General features: G+C 59.5%; 18 protein-coding genes and 1 other RNA gene. 7 read left to right on the top strand and 12 right to left on the bottom strand.

The window, feature by feature from the left end; translation table 11 throughout:
- Positions 1-44: 44 nt before the first annotated feature.
- Positions 45-1,340 (bottom strand): histidinol dehydrogenase, encoded by a 1,296-nt coding sequence (gene hisD, locus DCS96_RS03660; RefSeq protein ID WP_116472986.1) that lies wholly within the window; start codon positions 1,338-1,340, stop codon positions 45-47.
- 404 nt (positions 1,341-1,744) lie between these two features.
- Here hisD and DCS96_RS03655 point away from each other — a divergent pair, with 404 nt between their 5' ends.
- A complete protein-coding gene (locus tag DCS96_RS03655; RefSeq protein WP_116472985.1) occupies positions 1,745-2,506 on the top strand; it encodes an SDR family NAD(P)-dependent oxidoreductase in 762 nt (253 codons plus the stop codon).
- Between the two features lie 679 nt (positions 2,507-3,185).
- On the opposite strand, the gene DCS96_RS03650 is transcribed toward DCS96_RS03655, so the two are convergent.
- The 3 genes from DCS96_RS03650 to DCS96_RS03640 form a co-directional block, all read right to left on the bottom strand.
- A complete protein-coding gene (locus DCS96_RS03650; protein WP_116472984.1) occupies positions 3,186-6,284 on the bottom strand; it encodes an efflux RND transporter permease subunit in 3,099 nt (1,032 codons plus the stop codon).
- A 26-nt stretch (positions 6,285-6,310) separates the two neighbouring features.
- Positions 6,311-7,447, bottom strand: coding sequence for an efflux RND transporter periplasmic adaptor subunit (locus tag DCS96_RS03645; protein WP_116472983.1), 1,137 nt, complete (start codon positions 7,445-7,447; stop codon positions 6,311-6,313).
- 588 nt (positions 7,448-8,035) lie between these two features.
- A complete protein-coding gene (locus DCS96_RS03640) occupies positions 8,036-8,662 on the bottom strand; it encodes a 3'-5' exonuclease (protein WP_157953567.1) in 627 nt (208 codons plus the stop codon).
- A gap of 218 nt (positions 8,663-8,880) precedes the next feature.
- On the opposite strand from DCS96_RS03640, the gene katG reads away from it, so the two are divergent.
- Positions 8,881-11,109, top strand: a complete 2,229-nt coding sequence (katG, locus tag DCS96_RS03635) for a catalase/peroxidase HPI (RefSeq protein ID WP_116472981.1) — start codon at positions 8,881-8,883, stop codon at positions 11,107-11,109.
- A 148-nt stretch (positions 11,110-11,257) separates the two neighbouring features.
- Here the strand turns inward: katG and DCS96_RS03630 are convergent, their stop codons facing one another.
- The 7 genes from DCS96_RS03630 to DCS96_RS03600 all read right to left on the bottom strand — a co-directional run bounded on the left by DCS96_RS03630 (position 11,258) and on the right by DCS96_RS03600 (position 18,409).
- On the bottom strand, positions 11,258-11,920 hold the full coding sequence (locus DCS96_RS03630) for a dienelactone hydrolase family protein (protein ID WP_116472980.1): 663 nt from the start codon (positions 11,918-11,920) through the stop codon (positions 11,258-11,260).
- 127 nt (positions 11,921-12,047) lie between these two features.
- Positions 12,048-13,007, bottom strand: coding sequence for a ribonuclease Z (locus tag DCS96_RS03625; RefSeq protein WP_116472979.1), 960 nt, complete (start codon positions 13,005-13,007; stop codon positions 12,048-12,050).
- A gap of 123 nt (positions 13,008-13,130) precedes the next feature.
- The gene (locus DCS96_RS03620; protein ID WP_116472978.1) at positions 13,131-13,688 is read right to left on the bottom strand and encodes a hypothetical protein; all 558 of its coding nucleotides are present in this window, start codon (positions 13,686-13,688) and stop codon (positions 13,131-13,133) included.
- Positions 13,689-14,378: 690 nt separating this feature from the next.
- Positions 14,379-14,475, bottom strand: an RNA gene (ffs, locus tag DCS96_RS03615) — signal recognition particle sRNA small type.
- 83 nt (positions 14,476-14,558) lie between these two features.
- Positions 14,559-15,350 (bottom strand): sulfite exporter TauE/SafE family protein, encoded by a 792-nt coding sequence (locus tag DCS96_RS03610; RefSeq protein ID WP_116472977.1) that lies wholly within the window; start codon positions 15,348-15,350, stop codon positions 14,559-14,561.
- A gap of 52 nt (positions 15,351-15,402) precedes the next feature.
- A complete protein-coding gene (locus DCS96_RS03605; RefSeq protein ID WP_116472976.1) occupies positions 15,403-15,912 on the bottom strand; it encodes a lipocalin family protein in 510 nt (169 codons plus the stop codon).
- A 214-nt stretch (positions 15,913-16,126) separates the two neighbouring features.
- On the bottom strand, positions 16,127-18,409 hold the full coding sequence (locus DCS96_RS03600) for an FdhF/YdeP family oxidoreductase (RefSeq protein ID WP_116472975.1): 2,283 nt from the start codon (positions 18,407-18,409) through the stop codon (positions 16,127-16,129).
- 295 nt (positions 18,410-18,704) lie between these two features.
- Between DCS96_RS03600 and DCS96_RS03595 the strand changes: the two genes are divergently transcribed.
- The 4 genes from DCS96_RS03595 to DCS96_RS03580 are packed head-to-tail and all read left to right on the top strand — an operon-like array spanning position 18,705 to position 21,764.
- On the top strand, positions 18,705-19,355 hold the full coding sequence (locus tag DCS96_RS03595) for a DUF2796 domain-containing protein (RefSeq protein WP_116472974.1): 651 nt from the start codon (positions 18,705-18,707) through the stop codon (positions 19,353-19,355).
- 2 nt (positions 19,356-19,357) lie between these two features.
- The gene (locus tag DCS96_RS03590) at positions 19,358-20,044 is read left to right on the top strand and encodes an ABC transporter ATP-binding protein (protein WP_116472973.1); all 687 of its coding nucleotides are present in this window, start codon (positions 19,358-19,360) and stop codon (positions 20,042-20,044) included.
- Positions 20,038-21,285, top strand: a complete 1,248-nt coding sequence (locus DCS96_RS03585) for an ABC transporter permease (protein ID WP_116472972.1) — start codon at positions 20,038-20,040, stop codon at positions 21,283-21,285. The genes DCS96_RS03590 and DCS96_RS03585 overlap by 7 nt, the downstream gene beginning before the upstream one ends.
- Entirely contained in the window at positions 21,282-21,764 is a 483-nt protein-coding gene (locus tag DCS96_RS03580; RefSeq protein WP_116472971.1) for a DUF3299 domain-containing protein, read from the top strand. Before DCS96_RS03585 ends, DCS96_RS03580 begins: the two co-directional genes overlap by 4 nt.
- Positions 21,765-21,859: 95 nt before the next feature.
- Here the strand turns inward: DCS96_RS03580 and DCS96_RS03575 are convergent, their stop codons facing one another.
- On the bottom strand, positions 21,860-22,261 hold the full coding sequence (locus DCS96_RS03575; RefSeq protein WP_116472970.1) for a phosphate-starvation-inducible protein PsiE: 402 nt from the start codon (positions 22,259-22,261) through the stop codon (positions 21,860-21,862).
- Positions 22,262-22,735: 474 nt separating this feature from the next.
- On the opposite strand from DCS96_RS03575, the gene DCS96_RS03570 reads away from it, so the two are divergent.
- Positions 22,736-24,220: a SulP family inorganic anion transporter gene (locus DCS96_RS03570; RefSeq protein WP_116472969.1), complete on the top strand. Its 1,485-nt coding sequence runs from the start codon at positions 22,736-22,738 to the stop codon at positions 24,218-24,220.
- Positions 24,221-24,228: the final 8 nt, after the last annotated feature.

The following is a 24,228-nucleotide window of genomic DNA, read 5'->3' as shown; positions in this document are numbered from 1 at the left end:
CCATCAGGCATAAACCGTTATTTTAATTAAGACCTGGGCCCGGCTTAGCCGACCTGCTTGAATTGCTCCTGATACCGGCGAACCCGGATATCGGCCTGCTCCTGGTGACCGGCAAAGCCTTCCAGTGCACACAGGCGGGAACAGTACTCACCCACCATCAGCGAAGCTTCCGGAGTCACCCGCTGATAGGTACAGGTCTTGATGAATTTACCTACCCACAGGCCACCGGTATAGCGCGCCGCCTTCATGGTCGGCAGCGTATGGTTGGTACCGATTACCTTGTCACCGTAAGAGACATTGGTTTCGCGGCCCAGGAACAGGGCACCGAAGTTGGTCATGTTTTCCAGGAAATAATTCGGATCCCGGGTCATCACCTGTACGTGCTCGGACGCCAGCTCATCGGCAACTTCCACCATTTCTTCATAGCTGTCGCAGACGATAACCTGGCCATAATCCTGCCATGCCTTACCCGCCACTTCGGCAGTCGGCAATATGGTCAGCTGACGCTCCACTTCCTTGATGGTCTCGCGGGCGAAGTCTTCGGAATTGGTCAGCAGTACCGCCGGCGAGTTGTAACCGTGCTCGGCCTGGCCCAGCAGATCGGCGGCGGCCAGCTCCGGATCACAGCCTATCTCATCGGCAATGACCAGGGTTTCGGTGGGGCCGGCAAAAAGGTCGATGCCGACGCGGCCGAACAGCTGGCGCTTGGCTTCGGCCACGAAGGCGTTGCCGGGACCGACGATCATGTCCACCGGCGCTATGGTTTCGGTCCCGAGCGCCATGGCGCCGACGGCCTGAACACCACCGAAGCAATAGATTTCATCCGCGCCGGCCATATGCATGGCGGCAACGATGGCTGGGCTCGGCTTGCCATTGAAGGGAGGAGCGCAGGCAATCACTCGCTTAACCCCTGCCACCTTGGCAGTCAGCACGCTCATATGGGCAGATGCCACTAGGGGATACTTGCCGCCGGGCACATAGCAGCCCACGCTGTTAACCGGGATATGCTTGTGACCCAGGGTCACGCCCGGCAGGGTTTCCTGCTCCACATCCAGCATGGAAGCCCGCTGAATTTCGGCAAAGCGACGTACCTGGGTCTGGGCAAACTCGATATCCCGGATCACGCTCTCGGGCAGGCTGTTGACACAAGCCTCGATCTCTTCCTGGCTAAGACGGAAAGACGCCGGATTCCATTTATCAAACTTGGCCGACAGATCGCGCACGGCTGCATCGCCGCGGGCACCTATGTCACCCAGAATATTTTCTACCGTTTGCTGAACTTCACGGTTGTTCGCCGCCGCCACTTCAACATTGATTCCATCTTTCAGATACTTAGCCATAGAAATACCAGCCTCTTTTATATTTGGTTGATGCCTTGAACAAACTTGCTGCCATCGAATGAATTCGTATGCATTAGCAATTAGACTAGCCACTAAGATGGGCGAGGTCAACAGTAAATGTAAAAACCTGTGGCAATTTTCTAACAATAAAAACAACAGCAATAATAACAATGACTTAACAGATGGAAGATGATATATCACCAAGCCTGTCTGCATGTTCGGTCAATACAACCCCGCTGTTATTACCCCTGCAGATCGATTTGAGACCGTTTTTAATCTAATTTGTATGCATATCAAATAGCACTACTGCCGGGGCCAGGTGACCCGCTGGCAAATCACAATTGCATACGTATGTTAAATGAATTAAAACTAGCCTTATATATCCACAATACAAGAGGCTGATTATGAGTATTCCGAGAACACCGTCGTTTTCCTTACAGGACAAGACCGCCCTGGTTACCGGCGCCAGCAAGGGGATAGGCAGGGCGATCGCCATTGGCCTGGCAGAATATGGAGCAGAGGTGATTTGTATCGCACGCAGCCAGGCCTCACTGACATCAGTCTGCGAGGAAATCGCCTCTATCGGTGGCAAGGCAACCCCGCTGGTTGCGGATGTTTCTTCGGTACAGGATATTCGGTTGAAGGTAGCCGCCCTGGCCAGGATCGATATCCTGGTCAACAATGCCGGTACCAATATTCCGGAGCCCTTTGCCGAGGTCAGTGAAGAGCACTTCGATCAACTGGTCCAGCTCAATGTCAAAGGTGCCTTCTTCATGGCTCAGCTGGCCGCCGATAAAATGCAGGCCCAAGGCGGTGGCAGCATCATCAATATGTCTTCGCAGATGGGACACGTGGGAGCGGCCAATAGAACCGTCTACTGCATGACCAAACACGCCATCGAAGGCCTCACCAAGGCCATGGCGGTGGAGCTGGCACCGCAGGGGATCCGGGTCAATACCCTCTGCCCTACCTTTATCTCCACCCCCATGACCCAACCCTTTTTCGAGTCCGAATCCTTCCAGAAAGACGTGCTGAGCAAAATACCGCTTGGGATGGTCGGTGACGTCAGCGATCTCATGGGCGCCATCGTATACCTGGCATCCGATGCCAGCCGCCTGGTGACCGGTTCCAGCCTCAAGGTTGACGGTGGCTGGACCGCCCAGTAATGCCTCCTTATCAAAGGCGCCAAGCGGCGCCTTGCACACGCCCTTCCCTGTAATATCGACTTTCATGCCAAGGCAGGCGAACAAAAAGAGTTCTTTTGTCACCTGGATTATGTCTTTTTCGTTAATTATCCGGTTGGTTGCAACCAATTGTGTTTGGCATTGCAACGTTGATGACTGAGATGAATGGGTGCGTTTGCATGACATTAATCCCGGTCTGGTAAAATGCATGATCCCAGCCGTTCACCACTACCGGCTGCAAACTGGATACAAAGGGGAGTTGTAACATGAAAGCGATTCTTAAACGCTGGCGATAGCAGTCGGCATGGCTTTCTGCATGGGCACTGCCCATGCGACAACGACCATCAGGATCGGTCACGACAGTCAGGAAAACTCTCACGGGTTCATCTGATCGGCCCGGTGCTTTCTACCATCACTGCGATGTTCCTGTCTGTGAAGATGCCAGATGGCCTGTGGCCATATCGCCGCGAGGTCGCGCCTCCTACAGCGCATCTGCCGGATCAGCCGGAGTTGAGGTTTGTTGTGAGGGCTCCCCCGCCGCAATGATATGTGGCAGCTTCATCTGATCGGCCTGGTGCTTTCCACCATCGCCACGAGGTCGCGCCTCCTACAGGGCATCTGCCGGATTCTCTCCTGCCGTTTACCACTCCAGTCTTTCGGCTTAGTCCGTTTGGCCATGCTGCCGGGCGATCAGCATATAGAGCGAGGGCACCACGAACAGGGTAAAGAGGGTTCCGATGGCCATGCCGCCCACCAGCACCAGGCCGATGGAGTTACGCGCCGCAGCGCCCGGGCCGTCGACCAGGATCAACGGGAAGTGCCCCGCCACCGTGGCCACCGAGGTCATCAGCACCGGGCGGAAGCGGGTCATGGCCGCTTCCTCGATGGCCGCCAGCTTGTCATGGCCCTGTTGCTGGAGCTTGTTGGCAAACTCGACGATCAGGATGCCGTTCTTGGACACCAGCCCGACCAGGGTCACCAGCCCGACCTGGGCGTAGATATTCAGGGTAGTGGTCCAGCCGTCGGTCCAGTAGGGCAAGTCCGGATTGGGCATCTTCAACACGGTGAAGATCAGCGCCCCGAACATCGCCAGCGGCACCGAGCCCAGCAGGATCACCAGGGGATCGCGGAAGGAATTGAACTGTACCGCCAGCACCAGGAAGATCATCATAATCGCCAGCCCCAGGGCCGGCAGGAACTTGCCGCCTTCGGTGCGCAGCTGCCGTGACTCGCCGGTGTAGTTAATGGTGTAATCCGCCGGCAAGATCTCGCGTGCGGCCGCCTCCAATACCCTGAGCCCCTCGTCCAGCCGGGGCGTCATGCCCGACAGCTTGATGGCATTGAGTTGCTGGAAGCGGTTGAGGGAACGCGGCACCGTGCTGTTGTTAAGGGTGGCGATAGCACTAAGCGGGATCAAACGCCCACCCGGTCCGGTCACATAGATATCCGTCAGCTGCTCCGGGTTGAGCCGCTCGCCCCGCTCAAGCTGGGGGATCACCTTGTAGGCGCGGCCCTGGATGTTGAAACGGTTGACATAGTTACCCCCCAGGGCCGCACCCAGATCGGCCCCCACCTGCCTATGGGTCAGCCCGAGGGCGGCCAGCTTCTGGTAGTCGAGTACGATTTCCGATTGGGGCTGATCGATCTTCAGATCGATCTCCGGCGGAAAATAGAAGACGCCGCTTTCCATCGCCTTCTGCTGCAATTGTTCGGCATAAACCAGCATCTGCTGCGGCTCGGCGGTGGAGGCAATGATGAACTCCACCGGGAAATTACTGCCTCCGGGCAACGCCGCCGGCTGGCTGGCGAACACCTGCAGACCGGGAATGGCCGACAGCCCGGCCTGCATCTCGGGGACTATCTCCCGGATTGCACGGCTGCGCTGATCCCATGGCTTGACTACCATGCCGCTGAAGCCGCCCACGCCCAGGGCCGCTGCAAACGGATCCGAGGGCGACAACAGGATCTGGAAGGTCAGTTCCCGCTCGGGTGCCGACAGGAAAACCTGCTCCGCCGCCCGGCCGAAATGGATTTTCTGATCCGCCGAGGCATTGGCCGCGTTATTGATAATGCCGAACATAAAGCCCTGATCCTCGAGTGGCGCCAGCTCCTTGGGCGAAAACAGATACATGGGTCCCACCAGCAGGGTCAGCACGGCCCACAGGGCATAGACCGCCGGCCGGCCCTTGAGAATACGCGCCAGCCAGCGGCCGTAGGTCAGGCGCAAGCGATCGAACCTGTGGTTAACCCAGCCGGTGAACCCGCGCTCTTCCCGCTCGGCGCTGCGCAACAAGCTGGCGCTCATCATGGGTGACAGGGTCAGCGCCACTATGCCGGAAATGGTCACGGCGCCGGCCAGGGTCAGGGCGAACTCGCGAAACAGCGAGCCGGTCAGCCCCCCCTGCAGGCCGATGGGGGTATAGACGGCGGCCAGGGTAATGGTCATGGCAATCACAGGGCCAATCAGCTCTCGTGCCCCGACCAGTGCCGCATCGCGCGGTGTACGCCCCTCCCGCAGGTGGCGTTCGACGTTTTCCACCACCACGATGGCATCGTCCACCACCAGGCCGACCGACAGCACTATGGCCAGCAGCGTCAGCAGGTTAAGGGTGAAGCCGAAAGCCTGCATCAGGAAGATGGCGCCGACAAGCGACACGGGGATGGCCACCACCGGCACCAGTACCGATCGAAACGAGCCGAGAAACAGGAAGATGACCACCACCACTATGGTCAGGGTATCGGTCAGGGTGCTTACCACCTCATGGATGGCGTTGTCGATATATTCGGAGGCATCGTAACCCAGCCGCGCCTCCAGCCCGTCCGGCAGATCCTGGGCGAGCGCGTCCAGATCCGCCCGAACCCCCTGAATCACTTCGATGGTATTGGTGTTGGGCAGCGGGAATATGCCCATGAATACCGCGGTCTGGCCGTTGAAGCTCACCTCGGTGTCATAGTCCTCGGCACCCAGCTCCACCTCGGCCACCTGCTGCAACCGCACCAGGGTATCTTTTTCCCGGCGGATCACCAGTTGCCGGAACTGTTCCGCCGTGTGCAGGTCGGTGTTGGCGGTGAGGTAGACCTGCACCAGCGCGCCCTTGGTACTGCCCACCGCCGCCAGGAAATTATTCGCCGCCAGGGCAGCGCGGACCTCGGCCGGGCTGATGTTCAACGCCGCCATTTGCTGCGGCTTGAGCCAGACGCGCATGGCAAAGGTACGGGCTCCGAAAATTTCGGCGCGCTGCACCCCCGCCAGTGCCGCCAGCCGGGGCTGCACCACTCGCACCAGGTAATCGGTGATTTCGCTCTGGGAAAGGCGTTCGGAGGAAAAACTCAGGTAGGCGGACGCAAACTCGGAATCCGCCGACTGTACACTGATCGACGGCACTTCCGCCTCCGCCGGCAGCTCATTGCGCACCTGATTGACCTTGGCGGTGATATCGGCCAGCGCCCTGGTCGGTTCGTAGTTGAGCTTGAGCCGCGCGGTCACCAGCGACAGGCCGAGCAGGCTCTTCGACTCCACGTAGTCGATGCCGTCGGCGGAGGCAATGGCGCCCTCGATGGCGGTGGTAATAAAGCCACGCACCACCTCGGCGCTGGCGCCGACATAGGGGGTTGCGACAATAACGGCGGCATTCTCGCTTTGGGGATATTGGCGAACACTGAGCGACCACCAGGCCTGCAGGCCGGCGATAACGATAACGATATTGACCACCAGCGCCAGCACCGGGCGGTGAACGAAGAGATCGGTAAAGGCCTTCATGAATACGCTCGCTCCTCACACCCGGTTCAGCTGTTGTCGGGCCAGGGATCCAGTTTGAATTCCGGAGCCAGGCTGTTGTCGATGACCACGACCATGCCCGGACGCAACTTGAACACCCCGGTGGACACCAGCTGCTCACCCGCCGCGACCCCCTCGGTCACCACCACGAAGTCACCCCGCCGGGCGCCGAGACGCACCGGCTGTTGGCGGACCACCAGCGGCGTGCCGTCCTGTTCCGACTCCCCCTCTTCTACCACAAAGACCGTATCGCCATAGGGTCCGTGCTGCACCGCCGTCAACGGGATCAGCAGCACCGTCTCCAGGCGCGCGGCCAGCATGGCAACCGTAACAAACATGCCGGGCCGCAGGCGGCCGTCGGCATTGGCCAGGGTCGCCTGGACACGGACACTGCGGGTAACCGGGTCTATCTCCGGATTGAACGCCGTTACCCTGCCTGCGAACGTCTGCCCCGGATAGGCATCGGACGATGCCGTTACTTGCAGTCCTTCGGTCAGCTCACCCAGCCGCTGTTGCGGCAGGGAAAACTCCACATACACGGGATCGAGCGATTGCAGCGACACCACAGGGCTGCCCTTGTCGAGGAACTGACCCAGACTAATCTGGCGGATGCCGAGCCGGCCGGCGAAGGGCGCACGCAGGGTTTTCTTGTCGATAAGGGCGCGGAAGAAATCAACCTGGGCGTCGGCCTGCTTCATATTGGCTTCGAGCGTGTCGAGTTCTCCCTGGGAAATGCTCTGGCTCTTGCGAAGTTGCTGCCCCCGTCCGAAGGAAAGCCGGGTCAGGGCGGCGGCGGCCTGTGCCTCACGCAACTGGGCCTGCTCAACCTCGACATCCAGGCGCACCAGCGGTTCGCCGGTCTTCACCCGGGCACCCGCTTTGAAAACAATGTCACGTACCATGCCTTCGGCTTCGGTGCGGATAAGCGTCCCCTGGACGGCCACCACAGAGCCGACCGCCGCAATGCTAGGCTGCCAGCTAGCTTCGCGCACCGCAATGACATTGACCGGCTCCGGCGGCATCTGCTGTTGCGCGCCGGCCGCCTCCATCGCCTCAAACTGGAACAGCTTGATGGCCATCAGGCCGCCGACGATCGGCAGCACGACGATGATGCCCACGCCGGCCCATAGTAAGTGTCTTAGCATATTGCCCTCTCCATTGGCCCGGGGGAGCTCCGTGATACCTCGCCGATGCGGTACCCGGCGGTTTTTGTGGTCCACAACCAGATCCGGCAGCTTATCCTTTCAGGCGCGGGCCAATAACCACCGGTTCCGGCACTCCAGCATGCTTGCCAACCGGGTAATACGTAACATTCGTTTCAGGGATGGGTGGTCCCGGCCGCTCGCTGCGCCCCTGGCATATCCGTCACCAGGCCGCCATTCGGACCATGGTCAGGTACTTGCCGATAACCTATCAGGCCGGTACCGGGTTGACCTGGCTCACTGATGATGTCAAAGCCCAAGCGCGTTGTCCGTTTGCAGGTGTTTGAGACTGGTACCACTTCGCTCGTACGCTCTTTCATGAAGTCTAGCCCTGTTCCGGGACCTCATCTCCATGCAGGTGGAGATCCAGCCGGTGCGAGTACCGTGTCCGACACCGATGCCGGTTTCTGCGGCTATCTTCCCAGCCATACATAAAATGGCATCGGCATCCCCTGGCCCTGTAACAACCGGCATAACGCTGCCGCATCTGGTGAGGCAGCGTTCATCATCTATGCATGTTGGCATAATGATTCAGGCCAGGGTTAGCAACTGTGGCGCCATCCTGGCCAATGCCTGGTACACGCGCAGGCTGGCATAGGCATCATTGGCGGCATAACGCTGCTGGGCGGAAGACAACGACTCCGCTGCCCAGTTTGAAAGCGTCAGCTTTCTGGATTTGGGCAGGAATTCTCCCAGCACAATCGCCACCGCGGCCTGCAATCCGACCTGTTGCCGGTAGCCCAATCGCTTGACCGCCCCCGCCAGTTCCATGGTGGCATGCAGCTCAACCCCGAACTTGCGTCGTACAGGCCCCCGATCCGACTTGAGCCCGAAGCCGACCTTGACGACCCGCTCCGACTGAACAATCTCGGCCAGCAATGCATGGCCCGGCGCGTGCCCGGCACTAAACAGAAAGGCGTGTTCGGGGGTGGCCAGCTGCACCAGATGCGGGCCGGTACCGGACTCCCCTGCCCTGAAGGTCGGCTTGCTCTCGGTATCGAAACCAACGTGGGTACACCGGCTCAACTGCTCGTACGCAAAGCTTACCTCCGCCGGACTCCGCACCAGATGAATGTGCTCCACTGACAGTCCGCTAAACTCGGGGAGTGCGCGCATGGCATCCCTGGTGGGTCTTTCCAGATACTGACGGTCAATCATATGGTCCTCATACCGTTGGTTGAACATATCCACGCCAAGAATTGGCCATACACAAAAACTATCGCACTCATAAGAACAAGCAATTTAAATCCATGTAATGAGACTGGTATACCTATCAATACAAGGCGGAGACAAGCCGGTGTCTGCACCGGTCAGCGGTGTCCCGTCGTCTGTTTTGCCGAGCAGTTCAATGAGCATCACCAACACTGGAGAAGGATATGAACGACAATAAACAGGACACAGGCAGCACCGGCAAATGCCCGGTCATGCACGGCTCTCGTACCCGGCTGAGTGACAAGGGCACGGCCAACCTTCACTGGTGGCCGAACCAGCTGAACCTCAGGGTGCTTCACCAGAACACCGCCGAGCTTAACCCCCTGGGCAAAGACTTCGACTACGCCACGGCCTTCAAGAACCTCGACCTGGCGGCAATTAAAAAAGACCTGCACGCGCTGATGACCGACTCCCAGGACTGGTGGCCGGCCGACTATGGTCATTACGGCCCTTTCTTCATCCGTATGGCCTGGCACAGCGCCGGCACCTACCGCATCGGCGACGGCCGTGGTGGCGCCGGTTCCGGCGCGCAACGTTTCGCCCCGCTCAACAGCTGGCCCGACAACGGCAACCTCGACAAGGCCCGCCGCCTGCTGTGGCCCATCAAACAGAAATACGGAAACAACATCTCCTGGGCCGATCTGCTGATCCTGACCGGCAACGTGGCGCTGGAGTCCATGGGTTTCAAGACCTTCGGGTTTGCCGGTGGTCGTGAAGACATCTGGGAGCCGGAAGAACATATCTACTGGGGCGCCGAGCAGGAATGGCTGGCCACCAGCGACCAACCCAACAGCCGCTATACAGACAACCAACTCGAGAACCCACTCGCCGCCGTGCAGATGGGTCTTATTTACGTCAATCCGGAAGGACCGGACGGCAAACCCGATCCGCTCGGCTCAGCCCGCGACATTCGTGAAACCTTTGCGCGCATGGCGATGAACGACTACGAGACAGTGGCGCTCACCGCCGGGGGGCATACTTTCGGCAAAACCCACGGCGCCGGCGATCCGTCTCACCTGGGACCAGAGCCGGAAGCCGCCCCCCTCGACACCATGGGTCTCGGCTGGATCAACAGCATGGGCACCGGCAAGGGGGAAGACACCATTACCAGTGGCCTGGAAGGCGCCTGGACACCAACCCCAACCCAATGGGACATGAGCTACTTCGACACCCTGTTCGGCTATGAATGGGAACTGACCAAAAGCCCGGCCGGTGCCCACCAGTGGACGCCGAAAGACCCCGCAGCCAAAGACACGGTACCGGATGCCCACAACCCGAACAAGCGCCATGCGCCCATGATGTCCACGGCGGATATGGCGATGCGGGAAGACCCTGAATACCGCAAGATCTCCAAGCACTTTCATGCCAACCCGGACGAGTTCGCCGATGCCTTTGCCCGTGCCTGGTACAAGCTGACCCACCGCGATATGGGCCCGGTCTCGCGCTATCTGGGCCCGGAGGTACCGAAAGAAGCGCTGATCTGGCAGGATCCGGTGCCGGCAGTTGACCATGAGCTGGTCACCAAGCAGGACATTGCCGAGCTCAAGGGCAGGCTGCTGACTGCCGGTCTGACGGTCTCCGAACTGGTGTCCACCGCCTGGGCCTCGGCCTCCACCTTTCGCGGCTCCGACAAACGCGGCGGCGCCAACGGTGCCCGTATTCGCCTGACGCCCCAGAAAGACTGGGAAGTGAACCAGCCGGTGCGACTGGCGAAGGTACTGAAGGTGCTGGCAGGCATTCAGAGCGAGTTCAATCAGGCCCAGGCCGGCAACAAGAAAGTCTCGCTGGCGGATCTCATCGTATTGGGAGGCGCGGCCGCCATCGAACAGGCCGCAAAAGACGCGGGACATCCCATCGAGGTGCCCTTCGCTCCCGGCCGCACCGATGCCTCTCAAGACCAGACCGACATTGATGCCTTCGTACCGCTCAAGCCGGAAGCCGACGGTTTTCGTAACTATCGACGCACCAGGTTCACCGTGTCGGACGAAGAAATGCTGGTGGACAAGGCGCAACTGCTGCAGTTGAGTGCCACGGAAATGACGGTGTTGGTCGGAGGGTTGCGGGTACTGGATGCCAACTACAAACAGGCACAGCATGGGGTGTTCACCCACCATCCCGGGACGCTCAACAACGATTTCTTCATTAACCTGCTCGACATGAACACAGTGTGGCAGCCCACCGCCGATGAGATAGATGTGTTTGAAGGACGTGACCGCATCACGGGGAATGTAAAATGGACGGCAACGCGCGTCGACCTGGTATTCGGCTCCAACTCCCAGTTGCGCGCAGTGTCAGAAGTGTATGCCCAGCACGACGCCAAGGAGAAATTCGTGCGAGACTTTGTCACCGCCTGGAACAAGGTGATGAATGCCGACAGGTTCGATCTCGTCTGATCCATAACGCTTGGCCGCTCGGGCACCGTCAGCATGGGGGCCCGAGCGTCGATTCCGCATTAAAGCAATATCCTGCCCGGTGAGCAGCAGGCCATCGGTCGGTACATGGCTTTGCAGCACTGTCGACTGACCCTGGCAGCATGGCTGCTCAATCCTCGTGCAGATAACGATCAAACCAATCGATGGCCAGCCGGATCACCGCATCCAGGGTGCCCGGCTCTTCAAACAGGTGGCTGGCACCCGGCACCGTCTCCAGCCTGAACATGGCCGTCATCTGCTGAGCCGCCTCCCGATTGAGGGTGAGCACCTGGTGATCCTCTCCACCGACAATCAACAGAGTTGAAGCCTGCACCTTCGACAGGGCCGGGCCGGCGAGATCGGGTCGCCCTCCCCTGGATACCACGGCCGCCACCCGCTGGGGGCGATCGGCGGCGGCCAGCAGGGCCGCCGCGGCACCGGTGCTGGATCCGAACAGGCCGAGGCGCAGCGCCCGGGTATCGGTCTCGCCGCCTGCCCAATCGATGGCCCCGCTCAACCGCCGGGCCAGCAGGGGAATATTAAAACGAAACTCGCGGGTCACTTCATCGATAAGGTTTTCGTCTGCAGTCAGCAGATCGAATAACAAGGTGCCGATGCCGGCCTCATTAAGCCGCTCCGCCACCAGCCGGTTGCGGGGGCTGAAACGGCTGCTGCCGCTGCCATGGGCAAACAGCACCAGCGCCCGAGACTGATGGGGCAGCGCCAGAAATCCATCCAGGACGACACCGGCGGCCTTGAACCGCACCTCGCGATGAACAACAGCCGAACTCATGATGATCCCCTCACTATGTTACGCGACACCGGCAGCCAGCCGGGGGTTTCCTTCGACAAGTATGCAGCACAATGGTGAACGTGGCCTATCGCTCCGCCAGTTTGCCCTGTCATCACCCAGCCAACCCTTATCGCCTGACAAGCAAGCCCGCCCGGTCGAGATGAAATACATCCAGATCCCGGGCCAGAAACAGGTTGCCGCAGTAATGCGCCCTTGCCTCCTGCTCTATATCCCGGATGGTCAGACCGGCGCCACTGTCTTTATAACGCGGGCTGAAGTGGGTGAGGATCAGGTTGGCGACCGAAGCCTCGCTCGCGAACCGCGCTATGGCCATCGCCGAGCTGTGTTGCGGCCCGCTCCCAACCTTGTCGGCAATGGCCCGGGTAAAGGTTGCCTCATGCACCAGCACATTGGCCGAACCGACACTCTCGGCAAGCAAGGCGGGGTTGTCGTTATCACCGCAGATGATCACCTTGCGCGGCTTCCTGAGCTCCAGCAGGTAATCTCGCGCGCAGACAGGGCGGCCATCGGGTAATGTGACATCCTCGCCCTGCTGCAACCGCCCCCACAGCGGCCCGGGGGCAATTTCGTCCTCTTTCAGTTTGTCGATATCAAGCTTACGTGGCAGCTCCGTCTCGACAAAGACATAGGCAAAAGAAGGTACACGATGAGACAAGGGCACCGCAGAAATAGTGAAGCCTTGCACGGCAACCACGCCGCTCAGCCCGGCGACATCGACAAAATGCAGCGGATAAGCAAGGGTCAGCCGGGTCGCGTTCTGGCTGGACTCAATCCATTCCCGGAGGGCCGCCGGCCCGACAATGGTCAGCGGCGCACTGCGCCCCGACATGGCCGCGCTCGCCAGCAGCCCCGGCAGCCCGTAACAATGATCGCCATGCATATGGGTGATACAGATGGCCTGCAAACTGTTCAGCGACAAGGGCGTGTGCAACAGCCGATGCTGGGTGCCCTCACCACAGTCGACCAGCATCCAGGGTTTTGAGCCGGTTTTTTTCAACGCCACCCCGGACACATTCCTGCTCTTGGTCGGCGACCCCGAGGAGGTGCCTAAAAAAATGATCTCCATGTTCCGCCCCCTTCGTCACGGTAGCGTGCCGGGCCAACGGCCGATTGGAGCCATAGGCAAAATACTGCCGGCCCCCCTGTCAGGGCGATGGCCAATGGCGCGGGCAATCCGCAGATCTGAATACTATTGCCAACTCATCACACCCTCATAGAAAGTACAATTTTCCACCGAGTCAACGGCATCAACAATATATATTTGCTGTTTTTCCGAGACCGGATATGTCAGGTATTCCGAGCACCTGGCACTTTGCCCGTTGCCCACCACCACCTTTGTTTCCGGCTTGAGGGTGCAGGCCACCATTTTATCCAGCGGTGACCACTGGTAGCATATTTCATAGTCTGAGCGGTACGCAGAAATAGGGCCGGCGGGCTGATTAAACGCCCACCAGTTCCCGTATTGACTATTGGGGTTGGTACTGTTCCATGCTCGAAAAATCATGACTTGCGTATCTTTCTTGCTTTTGTATACCTGCCCCTGACATAACTTTCCTTTTTCCGGCTCACCCAACGCTTCATTTAAAAGCTGCATGTCTTCGGCGACCTCGAATTGAGAAGCGATGTTCTGAGGTAATTCCGCGCTGCCAATACAGCCCTGCTCTGTGACGCGAGCGACATCAACCGGAGCTGAACTGGAACAACCATACAATGCAAACAAAAACAAACCGGGCAATATTCTTTTCATGACTGGCCTCCCCTAACGTTTAAATTCATCAATGAATAACAGCGGCAACAGGATTTCCCCGCCCAAGCGGCAAGCAGCAAGCAGCAAGCAGCAAGCAGCGCTGAATGCCCGTCGAAACCGCCGGCTGCAACAGACCAGCTGAATAACCGTACAACTCCCCCTACCTATCGAGGCAGAAGTCAGGGCCGATACAAAAGCCGTGGCTGTTTATTTCTGCCGGATACGCTACAAGCGATCTTGCCGATTTTCTTACCTGTTAGTGAAGCAGGATAGTCGCTATCAAAATAAAACTCATATGAATCTTTCTCTCAGCTTAAGCAAGCGATTGACAATCAAGGTCGCTAATGCCCGCCGTCAGCTCAGGGCGCGCGGGCTCTTGTCCGAGGTGGGAATAACAGTCAAAAAGTTCGAATGTTAAATGGGATGGGTATCAGACACGGATTGCGGTTTTGTTCGTGTTCCTGTCGAACAACACGCTGACATGTTCGGTGGTTTAGTAAGGGGGCCGGGGAAAAGCAGGTATCAGCCTAAGGAATAGGCCGAGGATCAGCTTGTCGCTGAACGAACGATAGCACTGGTTTGATTTAGGCTGTTTCAGACCGGCCGGCACACGATGCGCTGCGCCTGGTGGTTTGTAGCCACGCTCACAGGCCATGTCGGCTTAAGATAGAAGGAGAAATTGGAGGTGACGCCCGCCAGCCACATCCCGGCACTCGAGTCGCTCGCCTTGGCTGCTCCCTTCCGGGCCTGACCAGGTCGACGAGGTATCGATGCGAGAGGACCAACGGGGTCACCATCGAAGCGCCGCCAGTCTAGCAAACTGAGCCTCAATTGCAATGGAGCGGCGAGCGAATGCTGGTTTATTGTCCGCTAACCTGGAAACAGCAGGAATTTGGCCCCTATACAGATCAATAAACAGGCAAAGCTGCGCTTGAGCACCTTGGCCGATAACCGGTGGGCCAACAGGGCGCCGAAACGGGCAAAGGGAATACTGGTCAGCACGATCCCGATCAGCGCGGGCAGATAGATGTAACCCCAGGCCTCGGCCGGCAGATCTTCATGCCCCCAACCATGCACCAGGTAGCTGACGGTACCCACCAGCGCAATGGGCAGCCCGCAGGCCGCCGAGGCCGCCACTGCCCGCTGCATGGGCACCGAACTCCAGGTAAGAAAGGGTACCGTCAGCGAACCGCCACCGATACCGAAAATGCCCGAAGCCCAGCCAATCAAGCCGCCAACGACCACCTGCGCCGGCTTGCCGGGCAGTTGGGCCTGGCCCTTGGGCACCAGGCTGAACAGCATCTGCGCCGCCACCAGCCAGGCAAAAATACCGATGATCATCTGCAGGTGGGGGCCCGAAAGCTTGTCGGCGGTGAACCCGCCCAGCCAGGCGCCCACGGCAATGCCGCCCGACATCAGCACGACCAGCGGCCAGTCGATGGCCTTGCGGCTGTGGTGGGCATGAATCGAGCTGATGGAAGTAAAAATGATGGTGGCCAATGAGGTACCGACCGCCATATGGGCCATGACGTCCCCGCCGATGACCTGTAATTTAAAGCTGAAGATCAGCACAGGCACGATGATCAGGCCGCCGCCCACGCCAAACAGTCCCGCCATGGTGCCGGCACAGGCGCCGAGCACCAGGTACATTATCCAGGTCATTGATTATCCCCAAGAGTCGATGGTATGGCCCCGATACCAGGGCGTTGGTCGGTTAGTTCTGCTCCACAAAAATCACACTGTCGATATCAAAGCCCAGGGCCTTGGACCGGACCATAAAGCGGGTTCGAACTTCCTGGCTGACGGTGGGCGTTCTGGCCAGCAGCCAGAGATAGGAGCGGTTGTAGCCTGAAACAAAAGCATACCGATAGGCCTCGTCCAGCTCAAACACCACATAAGAGCTGTAGAAGGGGCCAAAGAAAGACACCTTGAAATGGCCCTGCTGCGGGTCGGCCACCAGATAGGCCTTGCCTTCCGCCTCGCGCCAGGTATTTTCCGCCTTATCAAAGCCCCGATTAAGTACCCGCACCCCGCCGTCGTCACGCAGGCTGTAGTCGGCACTGACGTGAGTCAGCCCCCGCTCGAAAGAATGATCCAGGCGGGCAATTTCGTACCAGGTACCGAGGTAACGGTCCAGCTCGAAACTCTTCACCGGCTCCACATCCCTGGGCATACCCAGACAACCGCTCAGCAATAAAGAAAACACCAGCAGAACGATACGCATCGGGTGCCCCGGAAAAGTGAGAACTGGCACATGATATCACAAAAGCCCTGAATGAGACTTTCACTCAGGGCCTTGAAAGCCATCGGCTGCGATTGCCGCGGATAGCCTGATTTTTGGGGAGCGGCACGGCCTCGGCCGATATTAAAGATGGCAGGTCGCCTGCCAGCACATAACGGCGGGCTCACCGCTCCCACAGGGGTTACCCGTCCGGCGTTTACAGGATCCGGGTCTCCTGCTCGGGAATCAACACCACGCCGACAGATTTCGACGTCGGCGTCCCCGTGTTTTCCCCGACGCTGTCGAGCGGCACCAGCGGGTTGGTTTCGGGATAATAGGCGGCCAGGTTGCCACGAGGTATGTCGTAGGGCACCAGGGTAAAGCCTTCGACCTTGCGCTCCCGGTTGTCAAACCACACCGACTGCAGGGTGACCTTCTGCCCGGCTTGCAGACCCTGATCTGCCATATCCTCCCGGTTGATAAACAGCACCATGCGCTGGCCGTACACCCCTCTGTACCTGTCGTCCAGCCCGTAGACGGTGGTGTTGTACTGATCGTGGGCGCGCAGGGTCTGCAGGGTCTGTACCGGCCGGCCCAAATATTCCAACGGCAAGCGCTGCTGCGGCAAGGGACTGCCGATAAAGTTTGCCTTTCCGCTCGGGGTCTGCCACTCCCGGCGGGCGGCGCTGTTGTCCAGATAGAAACCGCCCGGGGTGGACAGCCGGTCATTCATCCGTTCAAACCCCGGTATGGTTTGGCCGATCAGCTCGCGGATGCGGTCATAGTTACCGGCCAGTGCAGTCCAGGGTAACTGCTCCTCGCCCAGCACGGCGGCGGCAATGCCCGCCACTATCGCTACCTCCGAGCGCTGCTCGGGGGAGTTGGGCGTCGTCATCCCTTGGGAGGCGTGTACCATGCTGAACGAGTCTTCCACCGTGATGTACTGGGGCACGCCGTTTTGCAGATCCTGCTCGGTGCGGCCCAGGCAGGGCAGGATCAACCCGGCCTTGCCCGGCCACAGGTGACTGCGGTTGAGCTTGGTGCTGATATGCACGGTCAGCTCGCAGTTGGCCAATGCCGCCTCGGTACGGGCACTGTCCGGGGCGGCCGCAGCAAAGTTGCCGCCCAGGGCGATAAAGGCCTTTGCCGTGCCTTGCTCCATGGCGGCGATGGACTCGACCGTATTCAGGCCGTGCTTTCTCGGCATCGGCCGCTCGAAATGGGCCTCCAACCGATCCAGGAAGTCATCGCTCGGCAGCTCGTTGATGCCGACGGTGCGGTTGCCCTGCACATTGCTGTGACCACGCACCGGACTCAAGCCGGCACCGGAACGGCCGACATGTCCCGCCAGCAGTTGCAGGTTGACTATTTCCTGCACTGTGGCGACTGAATGACGGTGCTGGGTAATGCCCATGGCCCAGGTGCAGATCACCCGTTTGGCACCGGCAAACACCTCGGCGGCCTCGACTATCTGCGCCCGGCTCAGGCCGGACTGGCTCTCGATCTCGGACCAGTCGGTCTGCTCCACCAACCGCAGGTAATCATCCAGCCCCTGAGTATGCCGCTCGATAAAATCCCGGTCGAATACCGAACGTCCCTGCTGCTGCCAGGCCCACAGCTGCTTGACCATACCGCGCACCAGCGCCATGTCGCCGCCCAGCCTGGGGCACAAGTACAGGGAGCTGATGGAAGAAGTTCGGCGGGTCAGCATGTGCCGGGGATCCTGCGGGTTGTCGAACCGCTCCAGGCCCCGCTCCTTGAGGTTGTTGATGCTGACGATAGCCGCGCCCTTTTTCGCCGCCTGGCTCAGGGTGTGTAACATGCGCGGATGATTGGTGCCCGGATTCTGGCCGAACACGAAGATGGCATCGGCCTGCTCGAAATCATCCAGGGTAACTGTGCCCTTGCCCACCCCTATGCTCTGACCCAGGCCCACACCGCTGGCCTCGTGGCACATATTGGAGCAGTCGGGAAAGTTGTTGGTGCCGACAAAGCGGCCGAACAGCTGATACAGGTAGGCCACTTCATTGCTGGCCCGGCCCGAGGTATAGAGCAACAGCTCATCGGGCGAGCTCAGCGCCTTTACCTTTTCGCCGATAAGCTCGAAGGCATCCTGCCAGCTGATGGTGTCATAGGCGTCGGTGGCCGGGTTATAGCACAGCGGTTCGGCGATGCGGCCCTGGTATTCCAGAAAATAGTCGCTCTGCCGGCGCAGGGCACTGACCTTGTTGGTCCGGAAAAAGTCCGCCCGTACCTGGTTGGCGGTTGACTCCCAGGCCACCGCCTTGGCGCCGTTTTCGCAGAAGTTGACGCTATGGCCCGCCGCATCGCCCCAGGCACAGCCGGGACAATCGAACCCCTTCGATTGATTGACCTTGAGCAGGTTGCGGATATTGGCCAGCGGCCGCCTGCTGTTGAGCAGGGCCCGGGTGGTGGACACCAGGGCACCCCAGCCGCCGGCGGCGCCGTCATAAGGTTCGATTCGTTTATGGTCAGACATGGGTACTCCGGCATCACCACGGGGGCATGACGCGCCAAGTGGTTCGGGTTGCAATTGCAGCGGCACCTGCTTCGCCCGCCAGCGCAGGGTTATCCTGCCAGGAGGTCGTTAATAGATAAAAGCAAGACGCAGAGGAAACAGAGCGCCAGTGTATAAAAGAACCCGGCGCAAGTCCAAGCAGAGAGGATTTATCTTTTCTTATCAATATATTAAAAAAACAAATGGGAGCACTTTGACATCCTTAAAAACAACGTTATAACATAACATTTATTTTTTACTGAATACGGACCCCACCATGAAATACCTTGCCGTCGCCCTGTCACTGCTACCCTTCACCGCGCATGCCCAACCTCCGCTCGGCGTGCATGAGCACGGCTTTGGCCAACTCAACCTTGTCCTGGATGGGGAACAGCTGGTACTGGAACTGCATGCTCCCGCCGCCGATATAGTGGGCTTTGAACATGCCGCCGAAACCGAGCAAGACAAAGCCACCCTGGCTGGCGCACTCGCAAAGGTACGCCAGCCCAACACCCTGTTCAGCCTGAACGACACGGCCAGATGTGCGTTGGAAAAGGTGAAGATGGCGGATACTGATGACCACTCAGACCACTCAGACCACTCAGACCATGCAGACCATGCAGACCATGCAGACCATGCAGACCACGCAGACCACGCAGACCACGCAGACCACGCAGACCACGCAGACCACGCAGACCACGCAGACCACGCAGACCACGCAGACCATAATGGGGATGATGAACATGGTCATAGCGATATTCAGGTTCATTACCATTATCACTGCGCCAACCCGACAGCGCTGACCGGCCTGGCAGTCACCCTGTTTGACCATTTTCCCAGCCTTGAACGCCTCGAGATACAGGGTATAGTACCCAATGGTCAGGTGGCCGGTACCCTGACGCCGCAACACCCCCACATCAACTGGTAACCATGACAGCACTGATCGATATCGCTGAGCTGCGCTTTGCCTGGCCGGATCAGCCCGAACTGCTCCATATCGAGCAACTGACCGTCCATCCCGGTGAACGGGTCTTTATCAAGGGGCCGAGCGGCAGCGGCAAGAGCACCCTGCTGGGTTTGCTCGCCGGCATACAAACGGCCAGTCGCGGCCGGCTCACCGTGCTGGGCCAGGATCTGACCCGGCTGGGCGGTCATGCCCGGGACCGGTTTCGCGCCGATCACCTGGGCTACATCTTCCAGCAATTCAATTTGTTGCCCTTTTTGTCCGTGCAGGAAAACGTGACGGCTGCCCTGATATTTTCACGCCACAAGCGCAGCCGATTACGGGCCCCGGCAGAGGTCGAAGCCGCACGGTTGTTGACCGAGCTGCAATTACCGCGTGCCTTGTGGTCCAAGCCGGTGCACAGCCTGAGCATCGGACAGCAGCAGAGGGTAGCCGCGGCCCGCGCCCTGATAGGGCGTCCCGAGCTGGTGATTGCCGATGAACCCACCTCGGCGCTGGATACGGATAACCGGGAAGCCTTTATCGAACTGCTGTTTGCGGAATGCCGGCAGCAGGGCAGTAGCCTGGTGTTTGTCAGCCACGATCCCTATCTTGAGCCACTCTTTTCCCGGGTGCTGTCCTTGTCCGAGCTGAATAAGGTAAACCTATGTTGATGCTGGCATTTAAAAGTCTGTGGGCGCGCCGACTTACCGCCGGGCTGACCCTGGCGGCCATCGCCATCAGTGTGCTGCTGCTGGTGGGGGTGGAAAAAGTCCGGGTTGAGCTGAAAGACAGTTTTGCCCGCACCGTCTCGGGCACCGACCTCATCGTTGGCGCCCGCTCGGGCCAGATCAACCTGCTGCTGTATTCGGTATTCCGGCTGGGTAATCCCACCAACAATATCAGCTGGGATTCCTATCAGCAGATCAGGCAGCAGAAAGGCGTCGCCTGGACCATTCCCCTTTCCCTGGGGGATTCCCACCAGGGCTTTCGGGTATTGGGCACCAGCGAAGACTATTTCCGCCATTACGCCTACGGACGCCAGCAGCGGTTGCAACTGGCCGAAGGCCGGCCTTTCGCCGACACCTTCGAGGCAGTGGTCGGTGCCGATGTGGCCCGCCGGCTGGGTTACCGCCTGAATGAACCGCTGGTCATTGCCCACGGTGCCGGCAATACCTCGTTCAGTAAACATGAGGACTTGCCTTTCACCCTGGTAGGCATACTGGCCCCGACCGGTACCCCGGTGGACAGAACCGTACACGTGCGTCTGGACGGCCTGGAAGCCATTCATCTGGGCTGGCAGAGCGGCCGCCAGACCCACAACCTGAGTCAGGAGCAGGCCCGTGCCGCCGATCTCACGCCCCAGGCCATTACCGCCTTCCTGGTGGGGCTGGACAACAAGATACTGGCGTTTCAGCTGCAACGGGCGATCAATAGCTACCGGGCCGAACCGCTGTCGGCCATTCTGCCCGGCGTTGCCCTGCACGAGTTGTGGAGCATGATGGCCATGGCGGAGCAGGCCATGGCCCTGATCGCCCTGTTTGTGGTGGTCGCCGGCCTGCTGGGGATGCTGACCACCCTGCTGGCCGGTCTGTCGGCCCGTCGTCGGGAGCTGGCCATACTGCGCTCGCTGGGGGCCGGTCCGCGCCATCTGTTTGCCTTGCTGGTGCTGGAAGCCGCCGTGCTCACCGGCCTGGGCATACTGCTGGGCATGCTGGCCCTGTATCTTGCCCTGACCCTGGCCGCGCCGCTGGTACAGGCTCAGTACGGCCTGCTATTCTATCCGGGCCTGCCTACCGCCACCGAATGGCGCCTGTTGGGGCTTATCTGGCTGGCGGGCATGATCATCGGCCTGCTGCCTGCCGCGCAGGCCTATCGCTACTCTGTGAATGATGGAATGAGTATCAAGATATGACAAGATTTTCCTGGCTGTTTGCCACCCTTGCGCTGGTGCTCTCGCCCGCCTGGGCCGAAGATTACAAAACCCTGGAGTGGGATGATCTTATTCCGCTGGAAGAGCAGCTGAACCCGCCGCTTCCTCCGGCGGTGGATCATGATGACGAGTTTGCCATTCCCTCCCAGCCGGTTGGCAAGGTCATTTCAGCACTGGATGGCCAGCAGGTGCGCCTGCCCGGTTTTGTGGTCCCGCTCGAAGGCGACAGCAAGGAGGTAACCACTTTCTTCCTGGTGCCCTATTTTGGTGCGTGTATTCATGTACCGCCGCCCCCGACCAACCAGATTGTCTATGTAAACTACCCCAAAGGGGCCAAGGTTGATGATCTGTGGGATGCGGTCTGGGTGACCGGTACCCTGCGCACCGTCGCCGCCAGCCATGATATCGCCCAGGCCTCCTATTCTCTGGAAGGAGCGAGCGTGGAACCCTACGATCTCTGAACGACAGAGGGGAATGAGGAATGGTGGGTTCATCCCCTGCAGGCGGCCCGTCCCCGGGCCTGTACTGGCCTGCCGCTCCCCCTCAACCATGCCGCTTAGTGCCCGCCCTCGTCCTTGTCGTAGGGGTAGCGGATGTGCCCGAAACGGATCACCAGTATGGTCAGCGCCAACACCAGCGCGGCGCCGGCGACCACGATCAGGCGCAGGTTGTCCATGCCCTTCATGTCCAGGATCAGGTAACGGGCCAGCGCCACTATGGAAATATAAAGGGGGATGCGGATCGGCAGCTTGCCCGATTGAAGATAGATGGCCACCATGGCCAGCACTTCCAGATAGATAAACAGCAGCAGCAAATCGGCCAGGGTCACGGTCCGCGCCACCCACATGGTGTTGACCTCGATGCCCACCGCCACCAGGGTCGCCAGTGCCACTATGATCAAGCCAAGGTACTGTAACCCGTGCAGCAACTGGCTCCCCAATATCCGCATATCATTCATTTTTTGTCCTCAAGGAATTGATTGTCTTGAATTTCTACAGGCAAGATTCATACCATTCAATTATTATCATGCCCCCATGCTTTGTTGCGGGCCTGGTGCGGCCCCGCCTCGGATGATGCAGAGCGCCATATCCCGGCGACGAGCCCCGCTCCTGCAGGGCTGTGGCAGACCCGACTCCGGACAATGAAAGCAGCGTCCAGCTTCTGCCGGGTCTCATCCTTGTGCCCCCTGACCATACTCCCTATAATACGCCGGCTTGAACAATCAAAACTTATAAAAAATTAACTATTTATGACATTTTTGGATAAAGCGCCTACATCGCCCAGGCCTTAACTTCCCGCTGTTGTCGTCTTCTGCGGCGCCCGCTGCGTGCGCTTCTTCCATGTCTGACCATCACCCTGGCCCGAACCGGTCGTTCGGCCCGGAAGGTGATGAAACCGCTTTTTATTTACCTACAAACTTGGAACAACAATCATGCTGCCCAGTATCAAGCAAACCTGGTTCTTCAACATCAGAGGGGACGTGCTCGCCGGCCTGGTCGTGGCCCTGGCCCTGATCCCGGAGGCCATCGCCTTTTCCATCATCGCCGGGGTTGACCCCAAAATCGGTCTGTATGCGTCCTTCAGCATGGCCGTGGTGATCGCCTTTGCCGGCGGCCGGCCGGGGATGATCTCCGCCGCCACCGGCGCCATGGCGCTGCTGATGGTGACCCTGGTCAAGGAGCACGGCCTTGAATATCTGCTGGCTGCCACCCTGCTGTGCGGCCTGCTGCAGATCATCGCCGGCTACCTGAAGCTGGGCGAGCTGATGCGCTTTGTATCCCGCTCCGTGGTAACCGGCTTCGTCAATGCCCTGGCCATCCTGATCTTCATGGCGCAATTGCCCGAGCTGACCGATGTGACCTGGCATGTATACGCCATGACCGCCGCCGGCCTCGGCATCATCTATCTGCTGCCGCTGGTGCCGGTGGTCGGCAAACTGCTGCCCTCGCCGCTGGTATGCATCATAGTGTTGACCATCGTCTCCCTGGTGATTGGCCTCGATATCCGTACCGTCGGCGATATGGGCGAGCTGCCCGACAGCCTGCCGGTCTTCCTGTGGCCCGAGGTGCCCCTCAACCTTGAAACCCTGGGCATTATCTTCCCCTACTCGCTGGCACTGGCCGTAGTGGGTCTGCTTGAATCCATGATGACCGCGACCATAGTGGACGATCTGACCGACACCCAGAGTGACAAGAACCGCGAGTGCAAGGGCCAGGGCCTGGCCAACATTGCCACCGGACTGCTCGGCGGTATGGCCGGCTGTGCCATGATTGGCCAGTCTGTGATCAACGTAAAGTCCGGCGGCCGCGGCCGGCTGTCCACCCTGGTGGCCGGTGTGGTACTGCTGATCCTGGTGGTATTCCTCGGCCCCTGGGTATCGCAGATCCCCATGGCCGCCCTGGTGGCGGTGATGATCATGGTGTCCATCGGTACCTTCAGCTGGGAGTCCCTGCGCAGCCTGGGCACCAATCCCACCAGCTCCAGCGTGGTGATGGTCGCCACTGTAGTGGTGGTGGTGTTCACACACAACCTGGCCTACGGTGTGCTGGTCGGGGTACTGCTCAGCGCCCTGTTCTTTGCCAACAAGGTGGGCCAGATCCTCTACGTGGGATCCGAGCTGACCGACAGCGGCACCCGCGAATACCGTGTTGTGGGTCAGGTGTTCTTCAGCTCATCCGAGCAGTTTATCGCCGCCTTCGACTTCAAGGAGGCCATCGATATGGTACGCATCGATCTGAGCCGCGCCCATTTCTGGGATATCACCGCCATCAGCTCGCTCGACAAGGTAGTGCTCAAGCTGCGCCGGGAAGGAACAGAGGTAGAACTGGTTGGTCTGAATGAGGCCAGCGCCACACTTGTGGACCGCTTCGCCGTGCATAATAAACCCGACGCGGTAGAAAAGCTGATGGGCCACTAAACAAAGGG

This window comes from Zobellella maritima (assembly GCF_003075035.1).
In the GTDB taxonomy this organism is placed as follows: domain Bacteria; phylum Pseudomonadota; class Gammaproteobacteria; order Enterobacterales; family Aeromonadaceae; genus Oceanimonas; species Oceanimonas maritima.
This window is presented reverse-complemented; position numbering and strand designations above follow the sequence as displayed.